Genomic DNA, 19,407 nt, shown 5'->3' on the forward strand with positions numbered 1-19,407 from the left:
TGGGGGTCCCATGCAGGGTGTCGATCCGGCCTGGCTGCCGGAGTGGGCGTTCCGGCCGATCGGCACCCGGCGGACCCTGATCCGCGGCTCGGGTCCCCTGGTGGACACGGTCCGCGGTGAGGTGGCCGCGGCCTGCGGGCGGTTCGGGGGCGCGGTCGTGCGCGAGGACCCCGATCTCGTCCTGGAGCTGTCCGGGGACGACGACGGCGAGGGGTTCACCTGCGGACGCCGTGACGGCTGTACGACCGTCACGGCGTCCGGCGCGCGCGGGCTGCTGTACGGCTTCTTCCACGTCGTACGGCTCGGGGAGGCGGCGTTCCACGGCGAGGCCCGCCCTGTCGTCCATCGGCCCCGGTCGGCCCTGCGCATGCTCGACCACTGGGACAACGTGGCCGTGCACCCGGTGATGGGCCAGGTGGAGCGCGGGTACGCCGGCGGATCGCTGTTCTGGGCGGACGGGAGGGCGCGCGGGGACCTGGAGCGGGTGCGGGCGTACGCCAGGCTGCTCGCCGCCTGCGGGATCAACGCCGTGGCCGTCAACAACGTCAACGTGCACGCGGCCGAGGCGCGCCTGCTGACCGACCGGATCGGTGAAGTGGCCGACCTCGCGGGGGCGTTGCGGCCGTACGGGATCCGCGTCCATCTGTCGGTGACCTTCGCCGCGCCGATGGTGCTGGGCGGGCTGTCCACGGCCGATCCGCTGGACGCGTCGGTGCGGGCGTGGTGGGCGGAGGCGACCGCCCGGGTGTACGCGGCGATCCCCGACTTCGGCGGGTTCGTGGTCAAGGCGGACTCCGAGGGGCAGCCGGGCCCGTTCGCGTACCGGCGCAGCCACGCCGACGGGGCCGGCATGCTGGCCGCCGCCCTGGAGCCGTACGGCGGTACGGTCCACTGGCGGGCGTTCGTCTACGACCACCGCCAGGACTGGCGGGACCGCTCGACCGACCGGGCGCGGGCCGCCTACGACCATTTCGTGCCGCTGGACGGGGAGTTCGCGGACAACGCCGTCCTCCAGGTCAAGCACGGGCCGATGGACTTCCAGGTGCGGGAGCCGGTCTCCCCGCTGATCGGGGCGATGCCCGGCACACGCCTGGCCGTGGAGTTCCAGGTGACGCAGGAGTACACCGGTCAGCAGCGGCACGTGTGCTGGCTGGGGCCCATGTGGAGCGAGGTGCTGCGCTTCCGGATCGACGGCGGGTCCACGGTCGGCGAGCTGGTGCGCGGCGGGCTCGTCGCCGTGTCCAACGTCGGGGACGACCCCTTCTGGACCGGTCATCCGCTGGCCCAGGCGAACCTGTACACGTTCGGGCGGCTGGCCTGGGAGCCGGACGCCGATCCGGGCCGGGTCCTCGACGAGTGGATCGGGCTCGCCTTCGGCGGCGAGCCCCGGCTCACCGCGGGTCTGCGCGCGATCCTGGGCGAGTCCTGGCGGACGTACGAGAAGTACACCGCTCCGCTGGGCGTCGGGTTCATGGTCCAGCCGGGGCACCACTACGGGCCGAGCGTCGACGGCTACGAGTACAGCCCCTGGGGCACGTACCACTTCGCCGACCGTGACGGCGTCGGTGTCGACCGGAGCGTGGCGGGCGGGACCGGGTACGCGGGGCAGTACGCCAAGCCCTGGGCCGAGCTGTACGAGTCGGTGGAGAGCTGCCCGGACGAGCTGCTGCTGTTCTTCCACCACGTGTCGTACGACCATGTGCTGCACAGCGGGAAGACGGTGATCCAGCACATCTACGACACCCATTTCGAGGGTGTGGCGGAGGTGGAGGCGGCCCGGGAGGTGTGGGCCTCGCTGGCGGGTCTCGTGGACCCGGAGCGCCACGCGCGGGTGACGGAGCGGTTCGAGGAGCAGCTCCGCAGTGCCCGCGAGTGGCGTGACCAGGTGAACAGCTACTTCTTCCGGAAGTCGGGCGTGCCGGACGAACGGGGGCGCACGATCCACTGAAGCCGGAGGACCGCCAGGGCTCCCGGGTCGAGGGCGAGGGGGCGCCGGCCGCTGTCCGTCTGCCGGTGAGCAGGTGGGTGACGGTGGCGTGCGCCCTCGACTCCGCGGCCGTGTCAGCGTGGTTGAGGAGGAAGAACAGGCGGCGTCCCGGACCTCCCGCGGCCACTGCTCGGGGTCGTGGTCGCCGCCGTAAGGAATCCCGGAGCTCGACGGGTCAAGCGGTGAAGTCCTCCTCGGTCTCGGCGATCACGGGGCGGCTGCTGTGCAGCAGGGACAGCAGCATCGGGGCGGCCAGCAGGGCCGGCAGGGCCTCGGTCAGCGCGGCGGTCCCGGCGGCCGTCAGGACGAGCAGCGAGGCGGCGCCGAGGCCGGCGCGGCGGTGCCGGAACAGGAAGTAGCCGGCGAGGCGCGCGGTGTCCCTCGCCCGGAACACGAACAAGGCGGTCAGGACGAGCGCGTGCGCGCCCCACAGGAGGGAGCCGACGCCGACGGCCGCGAGCAGCACGGCCCACCAGGCGGGCAGGCCGGTGGCGGCGAAGTGGGTGAGGGAGAAGGCGATGACCGTGAGCCAGGCCAGCAGGGGTGTCCACAGCTTCAGAGCGGGGACGGCGTTGAGCCGCCAGCCGCGCCAGTAGGAGCGGGCGGGGTGGAGGTCGGCGAGGTCGCGGTCGCGGTGGTGGAGGGCGTACAGGGCGGCGGCCGTGGCCGGGCCGAGGGGCAGCAGGCACACGGCGGCGAGCGGGAGGTTGGCGGGGGCGGGGCCCAGCAGGAGCAGGCCCGCGAGTCCCGGGGAGGCGGCGACCAGGAACAGGCCCTCGACGGTGACGAGGGTGTGGATCAGGGCCGCCGCCCGGGAGAGCGAACCGGTGCCGAAGGAGGGCGGGGTGTGGGGTGGGTGGCGCTCCTGGTGCCGCCCTCCCGTCGGCGGGCCGTGTGCTGCGGTGCGGCCGGCCGTGGCCCGCACCCGGCTCACGCGGCGCGGGGCGAGTTCGGTCCTGCCGGTGCCGGTGCCGGCGCAGTGGCGCCAGGTGTCGGAGAGGCGGCCCGGGAGTTCGGCGGGGACGCGGGGGATCACCCGTTCTCCTTCTTGAACCGCTCGTACGCCTTGTTGTGCAGGTCGACGAGTTGCTGCATGTTCTTCGCCTTCGACTCGGCGACGAACGCGTCCCATTCGGACATCGGGCGCTTGCCGAGCACGAACTGGAGGGTGTTCTGGATGGCGTGGTCCTTGAGCGGGGTGTCCCACAGGGTCGCCTGCTCCTGCTCGAAGGACTGGAGCGGGTGGGCCGGGTCGACGGGGAGTTCCCTGCGCTGGGACATGACGTCCTGGAACTTCTTCTCGTCCGGGCTGAAGTTGGAGGACACCAGCTCCCAGCTGCCGCCGTAGGTGAACACGCCGTTGAAGAAGCCGTAGTCCTTCTGGAGATCCTTCGGGGCGTCCGGGTCGGAGCCCATCAGCGAGATCCCGGGCTTCAGCGTGTACCTGCCGCCGGACTCGGTGTACGTGACGCCCTCGACGCCCCACTTGCAGAACCTCTGTCCCTCGTCGGAGTACCAGAGCCAGTCCACGAACTGCATCATCGCGACGAAGTCGGCGCTCTTGAGGGCTTTGCTGGAGATCATGAGGCCGTTCTCCAGCCGGATGCCGCTCAGCAGGATCGGGCCGGCCGGGCCGAGCGGGACCGGGACCATCTCGATGGTCGCGCCCTTGACCTGCTTGCTCAGGTTGTAGCGGTAGTTCTGCACCAGCTCCTGCGGATTGGCGCTGATCACGTACGACTTCTCGGCCAGCAGCTTCTGCACGGCCTGGTCGTCCTGCTGGGTGAAGCTCTCGGGGTCGAGGAGCTTCTCGGCGACGATCTTCCTCAGGTACTCGATCATCTGCCGGTAGGCGTCCTGGGTCGCGGTGAAGACGAACTTCTGCGCCTTGGTGTCGAAGGTGAGGTTGTCGTAGTTCCATCCCGCCTTGACGCCGTACGCCTGGCCCAGGTAGTTGAACAACGCGCCGCACGGGAACGGGGTGTTGGTGCTCCAGCGGTCGCTCCAGGGGTACTTGTCGGGGTACTCGGACTTGAGCGCCCTGAGGACGTCGTACACCTCGTCCCATGTCGTGGGCAGGGACAGTCCGTGCTTGTCGAGGATGTCCGTGCGGAGCGACAGCGAGTAGCCCGACCTGGGCTTCTCGTGCAGGCCGGGCAGCAGGTAGTACTTGCCGTCGGACTGGCGGATGGAGTCCAGTTCGGGCTCCAGGTGCCATTTCCTCACCTTGTCCCGGAAGTTGGGCATCAGGTCCACGTAGTCGCTGACGGGGAGGATCGCGCCGGACGAGACGAACGCGACCTCGGAGGGGTGGTACGTCTTGGGGATGATGAAGGGGGCGTCGCCCGCGCCGATGAGGACGCTGCGCTTCTTCTCGTAGTCGGCGAGCGGGACGTCGAGGGGCTTGACGGTGACCCCGGTGCGTCGGGTGACCTCCTTCCAGAACAGCCAGTCCTTCTTGAGGGGATAGACCGGGTTGTCGTTGTGCAGCAGGGAGAAGGACAGCGCCTTGGACGCCTTGAACCGCTGACCCGCCCGGTACTCCTTCATCGCGCCGTTCTGCTTCTTGGAGAGGTCCTTGGAGTCGCCTCCGTCGTCACCGCTGCCGCAGCCGGTGAGGCCGGCGAGTCCGATGAACCCGGCGGCGGCGAGGATCTGACGCCGTGACAGCGAACCGGTGTTCTCCACGGATACTCCTTTGTTCCGTTGGGGATGTGACGGGCTGTCAGCCCTTGACCGCGCCGAGCATCACGCCCGAGACGAAGTAGCGCTGGACGAACGGGTACACGCAGATGATCGGCAGCGCGGTGAGCACGATCGTGACCGCCTGGATGCTCGCCCCGACCTGGCTGAGCTCCGCAGTGCCGGCGCCCGCGTTGCCGCCGCCGGTGGCACCGGCGATGAGGTTGCGCAGATAGACGGTGACCGGCATCAGGTCGGACTGGTCCATGTAGAGGAACGCGCTGAACCAGGAGTTCCAGAAGGACACCGTGTAGAAGAGCACCATGGTCGCCACGACCGCCTTGGACAGCGGCAGCACGACCCGGAAGAGGGTGCCGTAGGTGCTCAGGCCGTCGATCTGCGCGGCCTCCTCCAGCTCGGTGGGCAGGCTCTCGAAGAACGCCTTCATCACCAGCAGGTTGAAGACACTGATCGCGTTCGGCAGCGCGATGGCCCAGACGCTGTTCTTCAGTCCGAGCTCGGTGACCAGGATGTAGTGGGGGATCAGCCCGCCGGTGAAGAACATCGTGAACACGGCGATGCCGACGAGCACCCCGCGCCCCCTGAGGTGCTTCTTCGACAGGACATAGGCGTAACAGGTCGTCAGGACCATGGCCACGGCGGTGGAGACGAGCGTGTAGAACACGGTGTTGCCGTAGTTGCGCCAGAACATCGAGTCCTGGAGGACGATCCGGTACGTGGTGAGGTTGAACCCCTTGGGCCACAGGGTCACTTCACCGGCCCGGATCTGCCGTTCCCCGCTGAAGGACCGCGCGACGATGTTGACGAAGGGGTACAGGGTCACGATCACGACGAGGGAGAGGACCACCCCGTTGACGCCCTGGAAGACCCGGTGGGAGCGGCTCGGCCTCACCACAGGCTGGTCCCCACCGTGCGGCGCGAGAGCGTGTTGGCGGACGTGATCAGGACCAGGCCGATGATCGCCTCGAACAGCCCGATGGCGGCCGCGTAGCTGAAGCTGTTGGACTCCACGCCCGCCCGGTAGACGTAGGTCGAGATCACGTCGGCGGTCGGGTAGGTCAGCGGGTTGTACAGCAGCAGGACCTTCTCGAAGCCGACCGCCATGAACGTACCGACGTTCAGGATCAGCAGCGTGATCATGGTGGGGCGGATGCCGGGCAGGGTGACGTGCCAGATCTGTTTCCAGCGGTTGGCGCCGTCGATGCGGGCGGCCTCGTACAGGTCCTCGTCGATGGTGGTGAGCGCGGCGAGGTAGAGGATCGTGCCCCAGCCGGCGGTCTGCCAGATCTCCGAGCCGACGTAGATCGTGCGGAACCAGCCGGGTTCCTGGATGAAGCGGATCTCGTCGTGGCCGAGCCAGCCGAGGGCGTGGTTGACCGGCCCGTCGGTGGCGAGCATCTGCATCGTGAGGCCCGCCACGATCACGATCGACAGGAAGTGCGGGAGGTACGACACCGACTGCACGAACCGCTTCAGGGAGCGCCTGCGCACCTCGTTGAGCAGCAGGGCGAGCACGATCGGGACGGGGAAGCAGAACACGAGGGTGAGCCCGCCGAGCCACAGGGTGTTGCGGAAGACCTGCCAGAAGGTCGGGTCGCTGAGGAACATGCGCACATAGCGCAGGCCCACCCAGTCCTCGCCGAACATCGAGCCGCCGGGCTCGAAGCGCCGGAAGGCGATCACGTTGCCGATCATCGGCAGATAGCGGAAGACCAGGAAGAACAGCAGCGGCAGGACGGCCAGCGAGTAGAGCTGCCAGTCACGGCGCAGGGCCCGGCGCCATCCGGGGCGCGGGGTGGGACGGGCGGGGGCCGCGGGCCGGTCGTCGACGCTGGACGGTGGAGAGGCCGACTTGACGGATGTGCTCATGCTCGGTCCTCTCAGACGGAGATATGGAACCGAAACTTTCGAGCTCTTACCGGTAACTTCGCGGCAACTTAGAGGGCGGGAGAAAGCGCTGTCAATGGGGCGTGCGGGAGATGGGCGGGACAGGAGTGGGGTAGGACAGGGAGGCCAAAACCCAGCGTCCTCCGCAAGTTTCACTACTTGGACCGACTCATGCGAGGTGTCCTGTGCCTGCGTTCGATCTGCCCGCCGCGGAGCTGGAGCACTACCGTCCCGATGTCCAGGAACCCCCGGATTTCGACGAGTTCTGGCGTGACACCCTGAAGGAGGCCGCGCGGACGGAGGTGTTGGTGTCGGTGCGCCCCGCGGAGAACGGCCTGCGGCTGACCCGGACCTGGGACATCACCTTCCGGGGGTTTGGCGGCGATCCGGTGCGCGCCTGGTACAGCAGGCCCGCCGGGGTGCCCGAGCCGCTGCCCGCGGTCGTCGAGTACGCCGGCTACGGCCGTGGACGCGGCCTCCCCCACGAGCGTCTGACCTGGGTGAACGCGGGATACGCGCACCTGCTGATGGACAACCGCGGCCAGGGCGACCAGTACGGCAACGGCGGCGCGACCCCCGACCCGCACGCCTCGGCGCCGGGCGGCCCGGGTCCCGCCGTACGGGGGCTGCTCGATCCGCGTGCCTACCACTACCGGCGGCTGATCACGGACGCGGTGCGTGCCGTCGCGGCGGTGCGGGCCCTGCCGGACGTGGACGGGGAACGCGTCGTGGCCGTCGGCAACAGCCAGGGCGGCGGGCTGGCGCTGGCGGTCGCGGGACTGGTGCCGGACCTGGCGGCGGTCCTGGTCACCGCTCCCTTCCTGTGCGGGATCCGGCGCGCCCTGGAGCTGACCGACGCGAGTCCGTACGGCGAGATCGGCGCGTACCTCGCCGTGCACCGGGGCGCGGAGGAGGCCGCGTACCGCACGCTCTCGTACATGGAGGGCGTCTCCTTCGCGCGGCGCGCTGCCGCCCCGGCCCACTTCGGGACGGGGCTGCGCGACACGGTGTGCCCGCCGAGCGGGGCGTACGCGGCCTTCAACCGCTACGGCGAGCTGACCGGCGTGGACCCCCGCAAGGAGATCCACGCCTACCCCTACAACGGCCACGAGGGCGGCGACGCGGTGCACGTGCGCCGCCAACTCGACTGGCTGGCCGGAGTCCTGCCGATCAGTCGCCGGCCAGGGTGAACACGTGCAGGTCCGTGTTCCGCGGCAGCGTCACGCTCGCGATCCTCTTGCCCTCCGGTGCCGTGAAGGGCTTCGTGGCGAAGACGTACGTGGCCACCGGGTCCCGGTCCGCGCCCGCCACGTTGCGGTAGGCGGCGCGGGCGACGACCTCGTTGCCGTACTGGACGGTGCCGCCGCCTCCGCCGACGGTCCAGTCCGTGAAGGCGAGTTCGACCGTGCCGGTGCTGCCGTCGGTGTAGGTGACGTCGGCCTGGCCCTGCTGGTTGCCGTTGACCGCGCTGCCGATGAAGGACAACCTGCCGACCGGCGCGTCCAGTTGGAGTGTCTGCCCGGATGCCGTGGCGTTGTCGGGGCGGCCGTTCGGCGCGTCCGGCCAGGTGAAGGCCAGGCCGCCCACCGTGCCCTGCCTGCCCGCGGTGAGGCCGGCCGCCTCCAGCGCCTGGCGGGAGTAACTCCAGCCGCCGCCGTCGTAGTCGGCCTCGTCGTGGTCGCCGGAGTCGTCCGAGATCCCGGTGTTGTCGTACGCGGCGAGCAGGGTGCCGGGCGCGGCCACCGTGAGGGACACCGGCTGCTGGTACGCGGTGTCCTCCGAGGTGACGGCGACCGTGACGTCGTAGTACCCCGGCGCGGTGCCCTCGGTGGTGCTCAGGGTGATCTCCTGCGAGCCGTCGGCCACGGTGCCCTCGGCGGGGCTCGCGGTGACGCCTTCCGGGGTCTCGACGCGGAAGCGGACCTCGGGGCCCTTGCCGTCGCCGCTCAGGGACAGCGCCCGGACCCCGACCTTGGTGCTGCCGCCCGGGGCGAGCTTCGCCGTGGTCGGGCCGACGCCGATCTGGTACGGCTGCTCGCCCTCGCGGAAGGAAGGCGGCGCCGCGTCCGCTCCCCAGGCCGGGGCGGGCTCGGTGGAGAGGGTGTAGTCGAGCCGGCCGCCGTCGCGCACGAAGGACGCGGGCAGCCAGGGCGCCTGACTGCTGCGGCCGTTCACCCTCAGGGAGTGGACGTACGGGGCGTCGGCGGCCGCTCCCTCCGCACGGACGGAGATGTCGTTGCCGGTGGGCCGGTCGATCTCGATACGCGGGAACAGCGGCGAGGCCAGGACGAGTTCGGACCGCGACGGCACCTGCGGGTGCATGCCGAGTGCGGAGAAGACGTACCAGGCGGACATCGCGCCGAGATCGTCGTTGCCGGGGATGCCGCCCGGCCGGGTCGACCAGAGCTGCCGCATGGCGGCCCGGACGGTCTCCTGCGTCTTGTACGGGGCGCCCGCGTAGGCGTACAGGTAGGGGACGTTGATGGACGGCTCGTTGTCCAGCTCGGACTTCTCGCCGCCGTTGCCGGTGAACGCCCAGTCGCCCTTGCCGTCGTGGAAGAAGGCGTCGAGGCGGTCGAGGGCCTTGGCTCGGCCGCCCATCGCGGCGAACAGACCCGCCGGGTCGTGCTGGACCATCCAGGTGTACTGGGCCGCGGTGCCCTCGACGAAGCCGTTCCCGGTGCCCGGGGTGAAGCCGGTGACCCAACTGCCGTCCGCCTTGCGGTTGGCGATGTACCCGCCGCCCGGGTCCGCGGCGATGTTGAAGTTGTTCTGCCACCACTGGGATCTCTTGGTGAAGGCCGCCGCGGTGTCCTTCTCCCCTGCCGCGCGGGCCAGTTGGGAGAGAGCGAAGTCGGCGCCGGACATCTCCAGGGTCTCGGCGGCGCCGCCCCAGGCGTTGGAGACGGACGGCATGTAGTGCAGCCTCAGGTACTTGTCGAGGGAGGGACGCTGGCCGACGGACAGCACCGGCTTCCCGGCCGACGACAGGTCCTGCTCGGTGGGGACCGTGGCCGCCCGTACGAGGGAGTCCAGGGCGCCGCGCAGGTCGAACCCGGTGCCGCCGAAGGCGCGGATGCCGGCCAGCGCGATGGGTGAGGGATCGCCGTTCATGACGTGGGTGCCGCTCGCGCCGTGCAGCCAGCGGTCCCAGACGCCGCCGTTCTGGCGGGCCAGTTCGTACAGGGACTGCGCCACGTCGGAGCCGGTGCGCGCGTCGAGCAGGGTCAGCAGCTGCACCTGGCCGCGGTAGACGTCCCAGCCGGAGAAGGTGCCGTACTGGGCCCGGTGGCCGCGGGCGACGGTGTGCACCTTGTCGTCGCTGCCCCGGTACCGGCCGTCGGCGTCGTTGATGACGTTGGGGTGGAGGAGGGCGTGGTAGAGCGCGGTGTAGAAGGTGGTGCGCTCGTCCTCGGTGCCGCCGCCTACGCGGATCGCCCGCAGCCGCTCACGCCAGGCGCGGCGGGCCGCGTCGCGCACCGCGTCGAAGGAGCGCCCGCGCGGGTTCTCCGCGGCGAGGTTGGCCTCGGCCCCCGCCCGGCTGACGTACGAGATGCCGATGCGGACGCCGACCTGCTCGGTGCCGGGCGCGAACTGGACGTATCCGCCCGCCCCCTTGCCGGCGACGGGCCGACCGCCCTGGGAGAACCCGCCCGTGCCGCCGGAGGCCTTGACGGACCCGGGGGTGAGCCTGTCGTCCTGCCAGGTGCCGGTGGCCGCGAAGGGGCGGTCGAAGTGGGCCGTGAAGTGCAGGGTGTAGTAGGCGCGTTGGCCTTCCGGGTCGAGGTAGCCGCAGAAGTTGCCGGAGGTGACCGAGCCGGAGACCGTCCGGGTCGCCGGGTCGATCTCCACCGTCGAATCCTCCGACCCCACCTCGGAGTTGGCGGTGCGGAACAGCAGCGAGGCGGGCTTGTCGGCCGGGTAGGTGAAGCGGGCCGAGCCGGTGCGGGCGGTGGCGGCGAGGTCGGCGGTGACGCCGGAGGCCAGACCCACCTTGTAGTGGCCGGGTTCCGCGGTCTCGTCGGCGTGGTTGAAGTCGGACGCGTACACGGCGTCCTTGGTGTCGCTCGCCGGGGACGAGGTCACCTCGCCCGCGAACGGGAAGAGCGGGATGTCGCCGCTGCCGCCCGCGCAGCCCGTGCCGGACATGTGGGTGAGGCTGAAGCCGCGGACGCGAGTCGCGCCGTACAGGTAACCGCCGGGGGCGGCGGTGCGGGTGGCGTCGCCCCGGGTGTTCTCAGGGCTGAAGGAGAACATGCCGAACGGGGTGACGGCGCCGGGGAAGACGTTGCCGCCGTTCTCCGTGCCGATGAGCGGGTTCACGTAGGCGGTCGGGTCGTCGACGAGACCGGGTGGCGAAGCGGCGGGTGCCGCGAGGGCGGGAGTGGCGCCGGTGGCCGCGAGAACGGCCGCCAGCAGCAGGGACACAGGACGGAAACGCATGACGCGGCCCCTCCTCCTTCGGACGGGTCGCGCACCACAGGTCGCACAAGCCGCAGGGACAGTAACGTGCGCCACGCGTATCACGGAAGGGTGCGTACGGCTGTCGGGGCGCGCGCGGCCGTCGCCCGGGCGGTCCAGCCATTTCCCCAACCTAATTGACATCGTTGTCCGTTGGCACGGTAGAGTCATGTACAGACCACGTAGACAACGTTGTCGCGCGTCGCGTCGTCACAAGCCATGCACCATCCGCGTCGGTCACCACCCCCCTGCGCCGACACGGCTCGCGGACCCGGTGGCGCACAGCCCCACCGGGTCCGCCCTGAGCGGAAGGTCCGAGCGTGATCTGACGGCCACTCAGCCGACGCGGCAGGGAAGAGTCGTGGCCGTGTCAGCTCCGGAGCCGGTGACGACGTATCCGAACGTCGCGCTCCGCCCCGGACTCAGTGAGCCGTTCCAGTTGGCGTTGTGGACCATCACGTTCTGGCCGGCGTAGGTGGCGTTGCCGTTCCAGAGGCTTTCGACCTTCTGGCCGGCCGGGAGGGTCCAGTCGACCATCCAGCCCAGCATCGGGACGTCGCCGGAGTTGGTGACGGTCACCTCGGCCTGGTAGCCGCCGCTCCATGTGCCCGTGGTCTTGCGGGTGGCGGTGCAGGTGCCCGGCACGGGTTCGGTGGGGTTGCCCGGTTCGTGGATGCCGGTGACCTCGCCGTTGCCGCCGTCGAAGACGACGTCGGAGCAGGAGTAGAAGGTCTCCGCGCTGTCCGAGCGCTGCCAGACCATGTAGATGATGTGGCGGCCGGACTTGGCCGCCGGGAGCTGCCCGGTCCAGGAGTAGTTGGCCTCGACGGTGCCGGGGCTGCCGTTCAGCGGCGGGTGGTCGACGCTGAGGAAGGGCTGGGCCTCGATGTCGTCCCAGGTGAGGGTCTTCTTCGGGTCGAAGCCGTCCTTGGTGACGTAGACGTGGAACCAACCCGGGTGCGCGGCCCAGGCGTTGTAGGAGAAGTCGACCGTCTTGCCCGCGGTGAGGTGGGTGAGCGGCCAGTCGTCGCGGGGGGCGTCGAAGCCGGTGAAGTTGGTGTTGCCGCCACTGCAGAGCTGGCCGTCCGGCACGAAGCCCCGGGTGCGGCCGGCGCCGTCCGAGCGGAGCACGGAGAACCAGTTGTAGAACGGGGTGGTGCCGCTGACCGCCTGCGCGTTCTTGCAGGCCGGGTTGACCGGCTTGATCTCGCCGGTGTCGGTCAGGGCGTCCTGCCAGCACAGGAAGGTGCGGCTGGCGGGCTTCATCGGGGTGCCGTGGGCCTCGGCCGTGACTCCGGCCGTGAGGACCAGGCTGAGGGCGGGGACGGTGGCCAGGAGGGAGACGAGGACCAGGAAGAGGGCTCTGGGACGGGTCACCCTCGACAATCTTGTCAGGATCATGACAGTCCAGTCCGTTCCTTGAGGTACGGGCCGTGCGGGGTGTGTGGTTGCCGTGGGATGGGGGCGGCACACGGGCGGGTTCCGGTCCGTCCGTATGGGAGCGCTCCCACCCCACGTGTTGCGGAAGGTAGCGCGAAGTGGGGTGCGTGTAAACAGGGGGCGAGGGATTGGGGGTGGGGGATAGGGGGTGGGGGTGGGCGGTAGGGGCGCGGGGTCTGGCGGGGGTGCGGGGTCAGCTGGGGGGCGTGCAGGGTCAGCCGGGGCCTCCCGGGGGTGCCCGGCACTTGGAGCCCCGCCTCGCAGGCCCCAAGTGCCGTTCCTGCTTCAGCGCTTGAGTGTGAACGTGAAGGTGTCGGAGAGTCGGGAGTTCAGCCGGACCGCCGAGACCAGTTGGCCCTCCGCGATGAGTCTTTCGACCTCGGCCCGGGATAGGGCGAAGCCTTCGGCGATGAGCCGTGCCGGACGGACTGGGATGCGTGCCGCGAAGCGAACCGCGACGTCGATGACCTCACGGTCCAGATGGTCCCATCCGCCGGTGTCGAGACGCCAGGCGCCGTCCCAGTCGAGGGCTGTGCGGTTGCGGCGCCGCACTGCCGGGTCCTGGAGCAACTCGGCAGCGAGGGCGGGGTCGTTGGCGTGCAGCCGGTCCAGCAGTTCGGGTCGTACGTCACGCACGTGCGTCCGTTCGAGGACCGTCAGCTTCGCCGTCTGTCCGCAGGCGGTGCAGAGGACGAGGAGCCAGGCGTCGAGGAGCTTGTGGTGCGCGTTGACACGGAACTTGCCGTCGGGCCGGAAGCGTTCCGACGCGCATGTGTGGCAACGGCGGCGGACGAGCGGAAGGCAGGTGGGCGCGACCACCCAGTTGGTGAGCACAGAAGTACACCGGTTTCAGTGAGAAGACCGCAGCGGAAAGCAGCGCGGCGCACAGGTGCGACGCGCGACCGATCAGCACTCGGGGGGTCTCACACGGTGTACAACGGCACGTCCTTGCCTCGGGGACTGGGTTCGGCAGCACCGTAATGGGGGGCTATTGCGCTGATCCACTGGATTTCGGCGGCGGGGGCCGGCGGAGGCGCTCCACCCGCGTTACTCCCGGCGTTAGACCTGTGTCCCTCCAGCCGTGCGCCTCCGCTCCCGGCCGTGGGCCCGCACTCGCCGCTGTCGTACGTCGGCGGCGCGAGCCCGGCTCCGCCCCCGTACGCGGAAGTCATACCGGTGCCCCGTTCCCGGAGACCGCCCTCTCCCCCACCCCCGTCTCCAGGGCCGCCGGGAGGTCGATCGTGAACTCGGTGCGGCCCGGGACGCTGTGCAGCTGGATACGGCCTCCGTGGGCCGCCGAGATCGCCGCCGCGACGGCCAGCCCCAGGCCCGATCCGCCGGAGCCGGCGTCGGCGCGGGAGCGGGAGGCGTCCGCCCGGGTGAAGGGTTCGAAGACCGTGGGCAGGAGGGCCGGGGGGATCCCGGGGCCGTTGTCGCGGACGCGGATCACGCAGCGGCCGTCCGCGGACTCCACCGATGCCGTCACCCTCGTGCCGGCCGGCGTGTGCATCCTCGCGTTGGACAGGAGGTTGGCCACCAGCTGGTGCAGCCGGGCCTGGTCACCGATCACCGACGCCGGTGCGTCCGGGTCGAGTTCGAGCTGCCAGTCGTGGCCGCCGCCCGCCACCCGCGCCTCCCACACGGCCTCCGCGACCAGGGCCGCGAGGTCCACCTCCGCGAGGTGCAGGGCGCGTCCCTCGTCGAGCCGGGCGAGCAGGAGCAGGTCCTCGACCAGGCCCGTCATCCGGGCCGACTCCGCCGAGACGCGGCGCCAGGCCAGCACCGGTTCGACGCGGTCGGTGCCGCGGTTCATCAGCTCGGCGTACCCGGCGATCGAGGCGAGCGGGGTCCGCAGTTCGTGGCTGGCGTCGGCCAGGAAGCGCCGCATGCGTTCCTCGCCGCGCCGTCGCTCGGCGCGACAGGACTCCACGTGGTCGAGGAGGTGGTTGAGCGCGGCGCCGACCTGTCCGGCCTCGCTGCCGGGGTCGGTGTCGCGTCCGGGCCCCCGGGTGCCAGCGGTGACCTCGCCGCGTCCGAGCGGGGCGCGGGAGATCTCGGCGGCGGTCGCGGCGACTCGGGAAAGGGGGCCCAGTTGCCGTCGTACGACCACCGCGCAGACCCAGCCCGCTACGGCGAGTCCGGCCAGGGCGACACCCGCCTCGATCAGGACGAGTCCGCTGAGCGTGTCCTGGACGTCGTCCAGGGGGAGGCCGGCCAGCACCCGGACGCCGCCGTCGACGAGCACGGTGACCCGGTAGGCGCCGAGGCCGGGCACGGTCCGGGTGTGCATCGCGCCGTCCGCGCCGATCCCGGCCAGGGCGGTGCGCTGGCCGGTGCTGAGCTCGTGGGTCGGGGCGTCCTGGACGACGACGGCCGCGGAGACGACGGCGCCGTCCTCGCCGAGCCGGGCGGAGAGCACTCCGGCGGGTTGTCCGCTCTCCCGCAGGAAGGTCAGGTCGTCCTGGAGGCCAGGGTGCAACGAGGCCGTGTCCAGGACCCGTTCGGCGGTGTGTCGGACGCGGTCGTCCAAGTCGCCCATCAGGTAGGCGCGTTGCAGGAGGGTCGCGAGCAGGCCCATCGCGACACAGACGACGACCAGCGTGGCGATGAGGAGGACGAGCAGGCGGGTGCGAAGGGGCCGGGAACGCATCCCCGCGCTTGGGCGCCGGCTCATCTCCCCTCCCCCGTGGCCGTGATGGCGTGCCCGAGGGCGCGCACGGTGTGGATCACCGGTGTCCCTGCCCCGTCGTTCTTGCGGCGCAGGTCGGAGAGCACCCGCACGGAACCGTCGGTACGGCCGCGCCCGGACCCGGCCCGGCGCGGCGGTCCGCACACTCGCGGCACCAGCTCATCGAGGGTGAGGACGGGCAGCCCCGGGGTCCCGAAGCGCGGCCGGCGCGGCACCCGGTGGCCGCCGGGCTCGGGCGGCATGCCGTCGAGCACGACGGCGTGGAGCGCTCGACAGCGGGACGTACGAAGGGCGCCGCGCCCGTCCGGCGTGCCGGGCGGATCGTCCGCCGGGCAAGGGCGCCGGGCCGCCTCGGCGACGGACGGCACGTCGTGGAGCGCGGGCTCGTCGTCGAGGATGGGTCCGCCCACGTGGCCGGTTCGGGACCCGGATGTGCCGGTCATGTACCGATCGTGTCCCCGTCCGCTGAGGGAACCCTGTGTTCCGCCTGAGGGTGGGTGATGACCGACGACGGCGGGGGTACGGCCGAGGGCCGCACCCCCGTCACCGGGAGTGCGGCCCTCAGGAGCCCGAAGGGGCTTACTTGCGGATCAGGCTGCGCAGCACGTACTGCATGATGCCGCCGTTGCGGTAGTAGTCGGCCTCACCGGGGGTGTCGATGCGGACGACCGCGTCGAACTCGACGCCGGTGTCGGTGGTGACCTTGACCGTGCTCGGGGTGGTGCCGTTGTTGAGCTCCTCGACACCGGTGAAGGAGAAGGTCTCCTCGCCGGTCAGGCCGAGCGTCGCGGCGGACTGGCCCTCGGGGAACTGGAGCGGCAGGACGCCCATGCCGATGAGGTTCGAGCGGTGGATGCGCTCGTACGACTCGGCGATGACGGCCTTGACGCCGAGGAGCGCGGTGCCCTTGGCGGCCCAGTCGCGGGACGAGCCGGAGCCGTACTCCTTGCCCGCGAGGACGACGAGCGGGATGCCCTGCTCGATGTAGTTGCGGGAGGCGTCGTAGATGAACGACACCGGACCGCCGTCCTGGGTGAAGTCGCGGGTGTAGCCGCCCTCGGTGCCCGGCGCGATCTGGTTGCGCAGGCGGATGTTGGCGAACGTGCCGCGGATCATGACCTCGTGGTTGCCTCGGCGGGAGCCGTAGGAGTTGAAGTCACGACGCTCCACACCGTGCTCGGTGAGGTACTTGCCGGCCGGGGTGTCGGCCTTGATGGCACCGGCGGGCGAGATGTGGTCGGTGGTGACCGAGTCGCCGAGCTTGGCGAGCACGCGGGCGCCGGTGATGTCGGAGACCGGGGTGGTCTCCATCGTCATGCCCTCGAAGTACGGGGGCTTGCGGACGTAGGTCGACTCGGCGTCCCACTCGAAGGTGTTGCCGGTCGGGATCGGCAGGGCCTGCCACTGGGCGTCGCCCGCGAAGACGTCGGAGTAGGACTTGTTGAACATGTCCTCGCCGATGGCGTTCGCCACGACGTCGTTGACCTCGGCCTCGGAGGGCCAGATGTCCTTGAGGTAGACCGGGTTGCCGTCCTGGTCGGTGCCCAGCGCGTCCTTGGTGATGTCCACCTTCATGGAGCCCGCGAGGGCGTACGCGACGACCAGCGGCGGGGAGGCCAGGTAGTTCATCTTGACGTCGGGGTTGATACGGCCCTCGAAGTTCCGGTTGCCGGAGAGGACCGAGGTGACCGCGAGGTCGTGGTCGTTGACGGCCTTGGAGACCTCCTCCGGCAGCGGGCCGGAGTTGCCGATGCAGGTGGTGCAGCCGTAGCCGACCAGGTTGAAGCCGACCTTGTCGAGGTACGGGGTCAGGCCCGCCTTGTCGAAGTAGTCGGTGACGACCTTGGAGCCCGGGGCGAGGGTGGTCTTGACCCACGGCTTGCGGGTCAGGCCCTTCTCCACGGCCTTCTTCGCGACGAGCGCGGCGGCGACCATGACGTACGGGTTCGAGGTGTTGGTGCAGGAGGTGATGGCCGCGACCGTCACCGCGCCGTGGTCGATCTCGTACGTCGAGCCGTCGGGGGCGGTCACGGTGACCGGGTTGGACGGGACGGCGGCGCCGGTGCCGTCGGCGTGCTGCGGCGCGCCGGCGCCGTTCTCCTGGCTGCCGTAGGCCGGGGCGTCGGAGGCCGGGAAGGACTCGGCGCTGGCCTCGTCGACCGGGGAGGCGGCGGTCTGCTGGGCGACGGGCGCCTCGACGTAGTTGAGGACGTCCTTGGCGAACTGCTGGGCGGCCTCGGCGAGGACGATGCGGTCCTGCGGGCGCTTCGGACCGGCGATGGAGGGCACGACCGTGGCGAGGTCGAGCTCCAGCTTCTCGGAGAAGTCCGGCTCGGCCTTCGGGTCCAGCCAGAGGCCCTGCTCCTTGGCGTACGCCTCGACGAGCGCGAGCTGCTGCTCGGAGCGGCCGGTGAGCTTGAGGTACTTGATCGTCTCGTCGTCGATCGGGAAGATCGCGGCGGTCGAGCCGAACTCCGGCGACATGTTGCCGATGGTGGCGCGGTTCGCGAGGGAGGTGGCGGCGACGCCCTCACCGTAGAACTCGACGAACTTGCCGACCACGCCGTGCTTGCGGAGCATCTCGGTGATGGTCAGCACGAGGTCGGTGGCGGTGGTGCCGGGCTTGAGCTCACCGGTCAGCTTGAAGCCGACGACGCGCGGGATGAGCATGGAGACCGGCTGGCCGAGCATCGCGGCCTCGGCCTCGATGCCGCCGACGCCCCAGCCCAGCACACCGAGGCCGTTGACCATCGTGGTGTGCGAGTCGGTGCCGACGAGGGTGTCGGGGTACGCCTGGCCGTTGCGGACCATGACCGTGCGGGCCAGGTGCTCGATGTTCACCTGGTGGACGATGCCGGTGCCCGGCGGGACGACCTTGAAGTCGTCGAACGCGGTCTGGCCCCAGCGCAGGAACTGGTAGCGCTCGCGGTTGCGGCCGTACTCCAGCTCGACGTTCTGCGCGAAGGCGTCGTGGGTGCCGAACTTGTCCGCGATGACGGAGTGGTCGATGACCAGCTCGGCCGGGGACAGCGGGTTGACCTTCGCGGGGTCGCCGCCGAGCTCCTTCACGGCCTCACGCATGGTGGCGAGGTCGACGACACAGGGCACGCCGGTGAAGTCCTGCATGATCACGCGGGCCGGCGTGAACTGGATCTCCTGCGACGGCTGGGCCTGGGAGTCCCAGTTGCCGAGGGCGCGGATGTGGTCGGCGGTGATGTTCGCGCCGTCCTCGGTACGGAGGAGGTTCTCCAGGAGAACCTTGAGGCTGTACGGCAGGCGGGCCGAGCCCTCCACCTTGTCCAGCCGGAAGATCTCGTACGACTCGTCGCCCACGCTCAGCGTGGCGCGGGCGTCGAAGCTGTTCGCCGACACGACAGTCTCCTTCATTTTTGTGCGCTTACCACCGCATCCTGCCGCCACGCCGTCTTGGCCGATCCGCTAAGGTAAGGCTAAGTTAGGTATGCCTTACTGCCAGACCCAGCGAAAGCGTGCGACTGCGGTACGCCTCGGCAGATATCTCGATGTCGAGATAACTCTAGTACATGAGGCCGGGATGGTCATGCCCGGCCTCGCTGCGATGTCCCGATGTGCGCGGAACCACTACGAGGGCGGAGGCCACCTCGGATCGCGGAGCCGGCCTCCACGGATCGTGGAGGCGGCCGGCAGGGACCGCGGAGACGGCCGTCGCGGACCGTGGAAGCGGTCGGCAGGGACCGCGAAGCCGGCCGTCGCGGGCCGTGGAGCTGGGCCGCAGCGGATCGTGACGCCGCCGGGAGGGGCACCAAGGAGAGGCCGCCGAGGAGGGGCACCGGGGCCCGCGCGAACCCCCGTCCGCACCACACCTCCACCGCCACCCCCGCCTCCCCAACTCGCCCACCACCACGGGCCGGTGTGAACGCGGCAGCCATCTCTTCGCCGAGCGGGGGTATGCGAACGACGTCGAAAGCACGCGACCGAACTTCAAGGGGAGGACCCCATGCCGCTCACTTTCCGCAAGAGTTTCCGGATTCTTCCCGGGGTGCGGCTGAACATCAACCGGCACTCCTGGTCCATCACGACCGGCGGCGGAAGCCACGGGCCGAAGCACACCCACAGCAGCACGGGACGTCGTACGACATCGGTCGACCTGCCGGGACCTTTCGGATGGCGCCGGACCCGCACCGCCAAGCGCCACTGACGTCGCCCCAGGTCCGTCCGGGCCCCTCCCCCGAACGGACCCCCCGGAATGCGGCATCTCATA

The 19,407-nt window shown here is 70.6% G+C and carries 13 protein-coding genes; 3 read left to right on the forward strand and 10 right to left on the reverse strand.

Annotation, left to right across the window (positions count from 1 at the left end):
• Positions 1-10: 10 nt before the first annotated feature.
• Positions 11-1,948, forward strand: coding sequence for an alpha-glucuronidase (locus ACIQJT_RS30850; RefSeq protein ID WP_402649019.1), 1,938 nt, complete (start codon positions 11-13; stop codon positions 1,946-1,948).
• Positions 1,949-2,162: 214 nt separating this feature from the next.
• Here the strand turns inward: ACIQJT_RS30850 and ACIQJT_RS30855 are convergent, their stop codons facing one another.
• From ACIQJT_RS30855 to ACIQJT_RS30870, 4 genes are all read right to left on the reverse strand, one after another.
• Positions 2,163-2,789 (reverse strand): hypothetical protein, encoded by a 627-nt coding sequence (locus tag ACIQJT_RS30855; RefSeq protein WP_402649296.1) that lies wholly within the window; start codon positions 2,787-2,789, stop codon positions 2,163-2,165.
• 230 nt (positions 2,790-3,019) lie between these two features.
• Positions 3,020-4,675 (reverse strand): extracellular solute-binding protein, encoded by a 1,656-nt coding sequence (locus ACIQJT_RS30860; RefSeq protein WP_402649022.1) that lies wholly within the window; start codon positions 4,673-4,675, stop codon positions 3,020-3,022.
• 37 nt (positions 4,676-4,712) lie between these two features.
• A complete protein-coding gene (locus tag ACIQJT_RS30865) occupies positions 4,713-5,585 on the reverse strand; it encodes a carbohydrate ABC transporter permease (protein ID WP_402649025.1) in 873 nt (290 codons plus the stop codon).
• A complete protein-coding gene (locus ACIQJT_RS30870; RefSeq protein WP_402649028.1) occupies positions 5,579-6,559 on the reverse strand; it encodes an ABC transporter permease in 981 nt (326 codons plus the stop codon). Before ACIQJT_RS30870 ends, ACIQJT_RS30865 begins: the two co-directional genes overlap by 7 nt.
• Before the next feature lie 203 nt (positions 6,560-6,762).
• On the opposite strand from ACIQJT_RS30870, the gene ACIQJT_RS30875 reads away from it, so the two are divergent.
• Positions 6,763-7,767: an acetylxylan esterase gene (locus tag ACIQJT_RS30875; protein WP_402649032.1), complete on the forward strand. Its 1,005-nt coding sequence runs from the start codon at positions 6,763-6,765 to the stop codon at positions 7,765-7,767.
• On the opposite strand, the gene ACIQJT_RS30880 is transcribed toward ACIQJT_RS30875, so the two are convergent.
• The 6 genes from ACIQJT_RS30880 to ACIQJT_RS30905 all read right to left on the reverse strand — a co-directional run bounded on the left by ACIQJT_RS30880 (position 7,748) and on the right by ACIQJT_RS30905 (position 18,539).
• Positions 7,748-11,020 carry a GH92 family glycosyl hydrolase gene (locus ACIQJT_RS30880; RefSeq protein WP_402649035.1) on the reverse strand — a complete coding sequence of 1,091 codons (3,273 nt, stop codon included), beginning with the start codon at positions 11,018-11,020 and terminating at the stop codon, positions 7,748-7,750. The two genes, ACIQJT_RS30875 and ACIQJT_RS30880, sit on opposite strands and share 20 nt — an antisense overlap.
• Positions 11,021-11,374: 354 nt before the next feature.
• Positions 11,375-12,439 carry a lytic polysaccharide monooxygenase gene (locus ACIQJT_RS30885; protein WP_402649038.1) on the reverse strand — a complete coding sequence of 355 codons (1,065 nt, stop codon included), beginning with the start codon at positions 12,437-12,439 and terminating at the stop codon, positions 11,375-11,377.
• 324 nt (positions 12,440-12,763) lie between these two features.
• Positions 12,764-13,312 (reverse strand): DUF1062 domain-containing protein, encoded by a 549-nt coding sequence (locus tag ACIQJT_RS30890; RefSeq protein WP_402649041.1) that lies wholly within the window; start codon positions 13,310-13,312, stop codon positions 12,764-12,766.
• Positions 13,313-13,646: 334 nt separating this feature from the next.
• On the reverse strand, positions 13,647-15,152 hold the full coding sequence (locus ACIQJT_RS30895) for a sensor histidine kinase (protein ID WP_402649044.1): 1,506 nt from the start codon (positions 15,150-15,152) through the stop codon (positions 13,647-13,649).
• Positions 15,149-15,610 (reverse strand): hypothetical protein, encoded by a 462-nt coding sequence (locus ACIQJT_RS30900; RefSeq protein WP_402649047.1) that lies wholly within the window; start codon positions 15,608-15,610, stop codon positions 15,149-15,151. Before ACIQJT_RS30900 ends, ACIQJT_RS30895 begins: the two co-directional genes overlap by 4 nt.
• A 136-nt stretch (positions 15,611-15,746) precedes the next feature.
• On the reverse strand, positions 15,747-18,539 hold the full coding sequence (locus ACIQJT_RS30905) for an aconitate hydratase (protein ID WP_365456697.1): 2,793 nt from the start codon (positions 18,537-18,539) through the stop codon (positions 15,747-15,749).
• A gap of 604 nt (positions 18,540-19,143) precedes the next feature.
• Between ACIQJT_RS30905 and ACIQJT_RS30910 the strand changes: the two genes are divergently transcribed.
• Positions 19,144-19,344: a DUF4236 domain-containing protein gene (locus ACIQJT_RS30910; RefSeq protein ID WP_007385362.1), complete on the forward strand. Its 201-nt coding sequence runs from the start codon at positions 19,144-19,146 to the stop codon at positions 19,342-19,344.
• The last annotated feature ends 63 nt before the right edge of the window (positions 19,345-19,407 follow it).

Origin of the sequence: Streptomyces sp. NPDC091972, assembly GCF_044756385.1 — a bacterium.
Classification (GTDB): Bacteria; Actinomycetota; Actinomycetes; order Streptomycetales; family Streptomycetaceae; genus Streptomyces.

What these genes read in the sequence shown, in the direction of transcription:
- ACIQJT_RS30850 (WP_402649019.1), top strand. Translation starts at nt 11, where the DNA reads ATGCAGGGTGTCGATCCGGCCTGGCTGCCGGAGTGGGCGTTCCGGCCG.
- ACIQJT_RS30870 (WP_402649028.1), bottom strand. Translation starts at nt 6,559, where the DNA reads ATGAGCACATCCGTCAAGTCGGCCTCTCCACCGTCCAGCGTCGACGAC.
- ACIQJT_RS30880 (WP_402649035.1), bottom strand. Translation starts at nt 11,020, where the DNA reads ATGCGTTTCCGTCCTGTGTCCCTGCTGCTGGCGGCCGTTCTCGCGGCC.
- ACIQJT_RS30885 (WP_402649038.1), bottom strand. Translation starts at nt 12,439, where the DNA reads ATGATCCTGACAAGATTGTCGAGGGTGACCCGTCCCAGAGCCCTCTTC.
- ACIQJT_RS30895 (WP_402649044.1), bottom strand. Translation starts at nt 15,152, where the DNA reads ATGAGCCGGCGCCCAAGCGCGGGGATGCGTTCCCGGCCCCTTCGCACC.
- ACIQJT_RS30900 (WP_402649047.1), bottom strand. Translation starts at nt 15,610, where the DNA reads ATGACCGGCACATCCGGGTCCCGAACCGGCCACGTGGGCGGACCCATC.
- ACIQJT_RS30910 (WP_007385362.1), top strand. Translation starts at nt 19,144, where the DNA reads ATGCCGCTCACTTTCCGCAAGAGTTTCCGGATTCTTCCCGGGGTGCGG.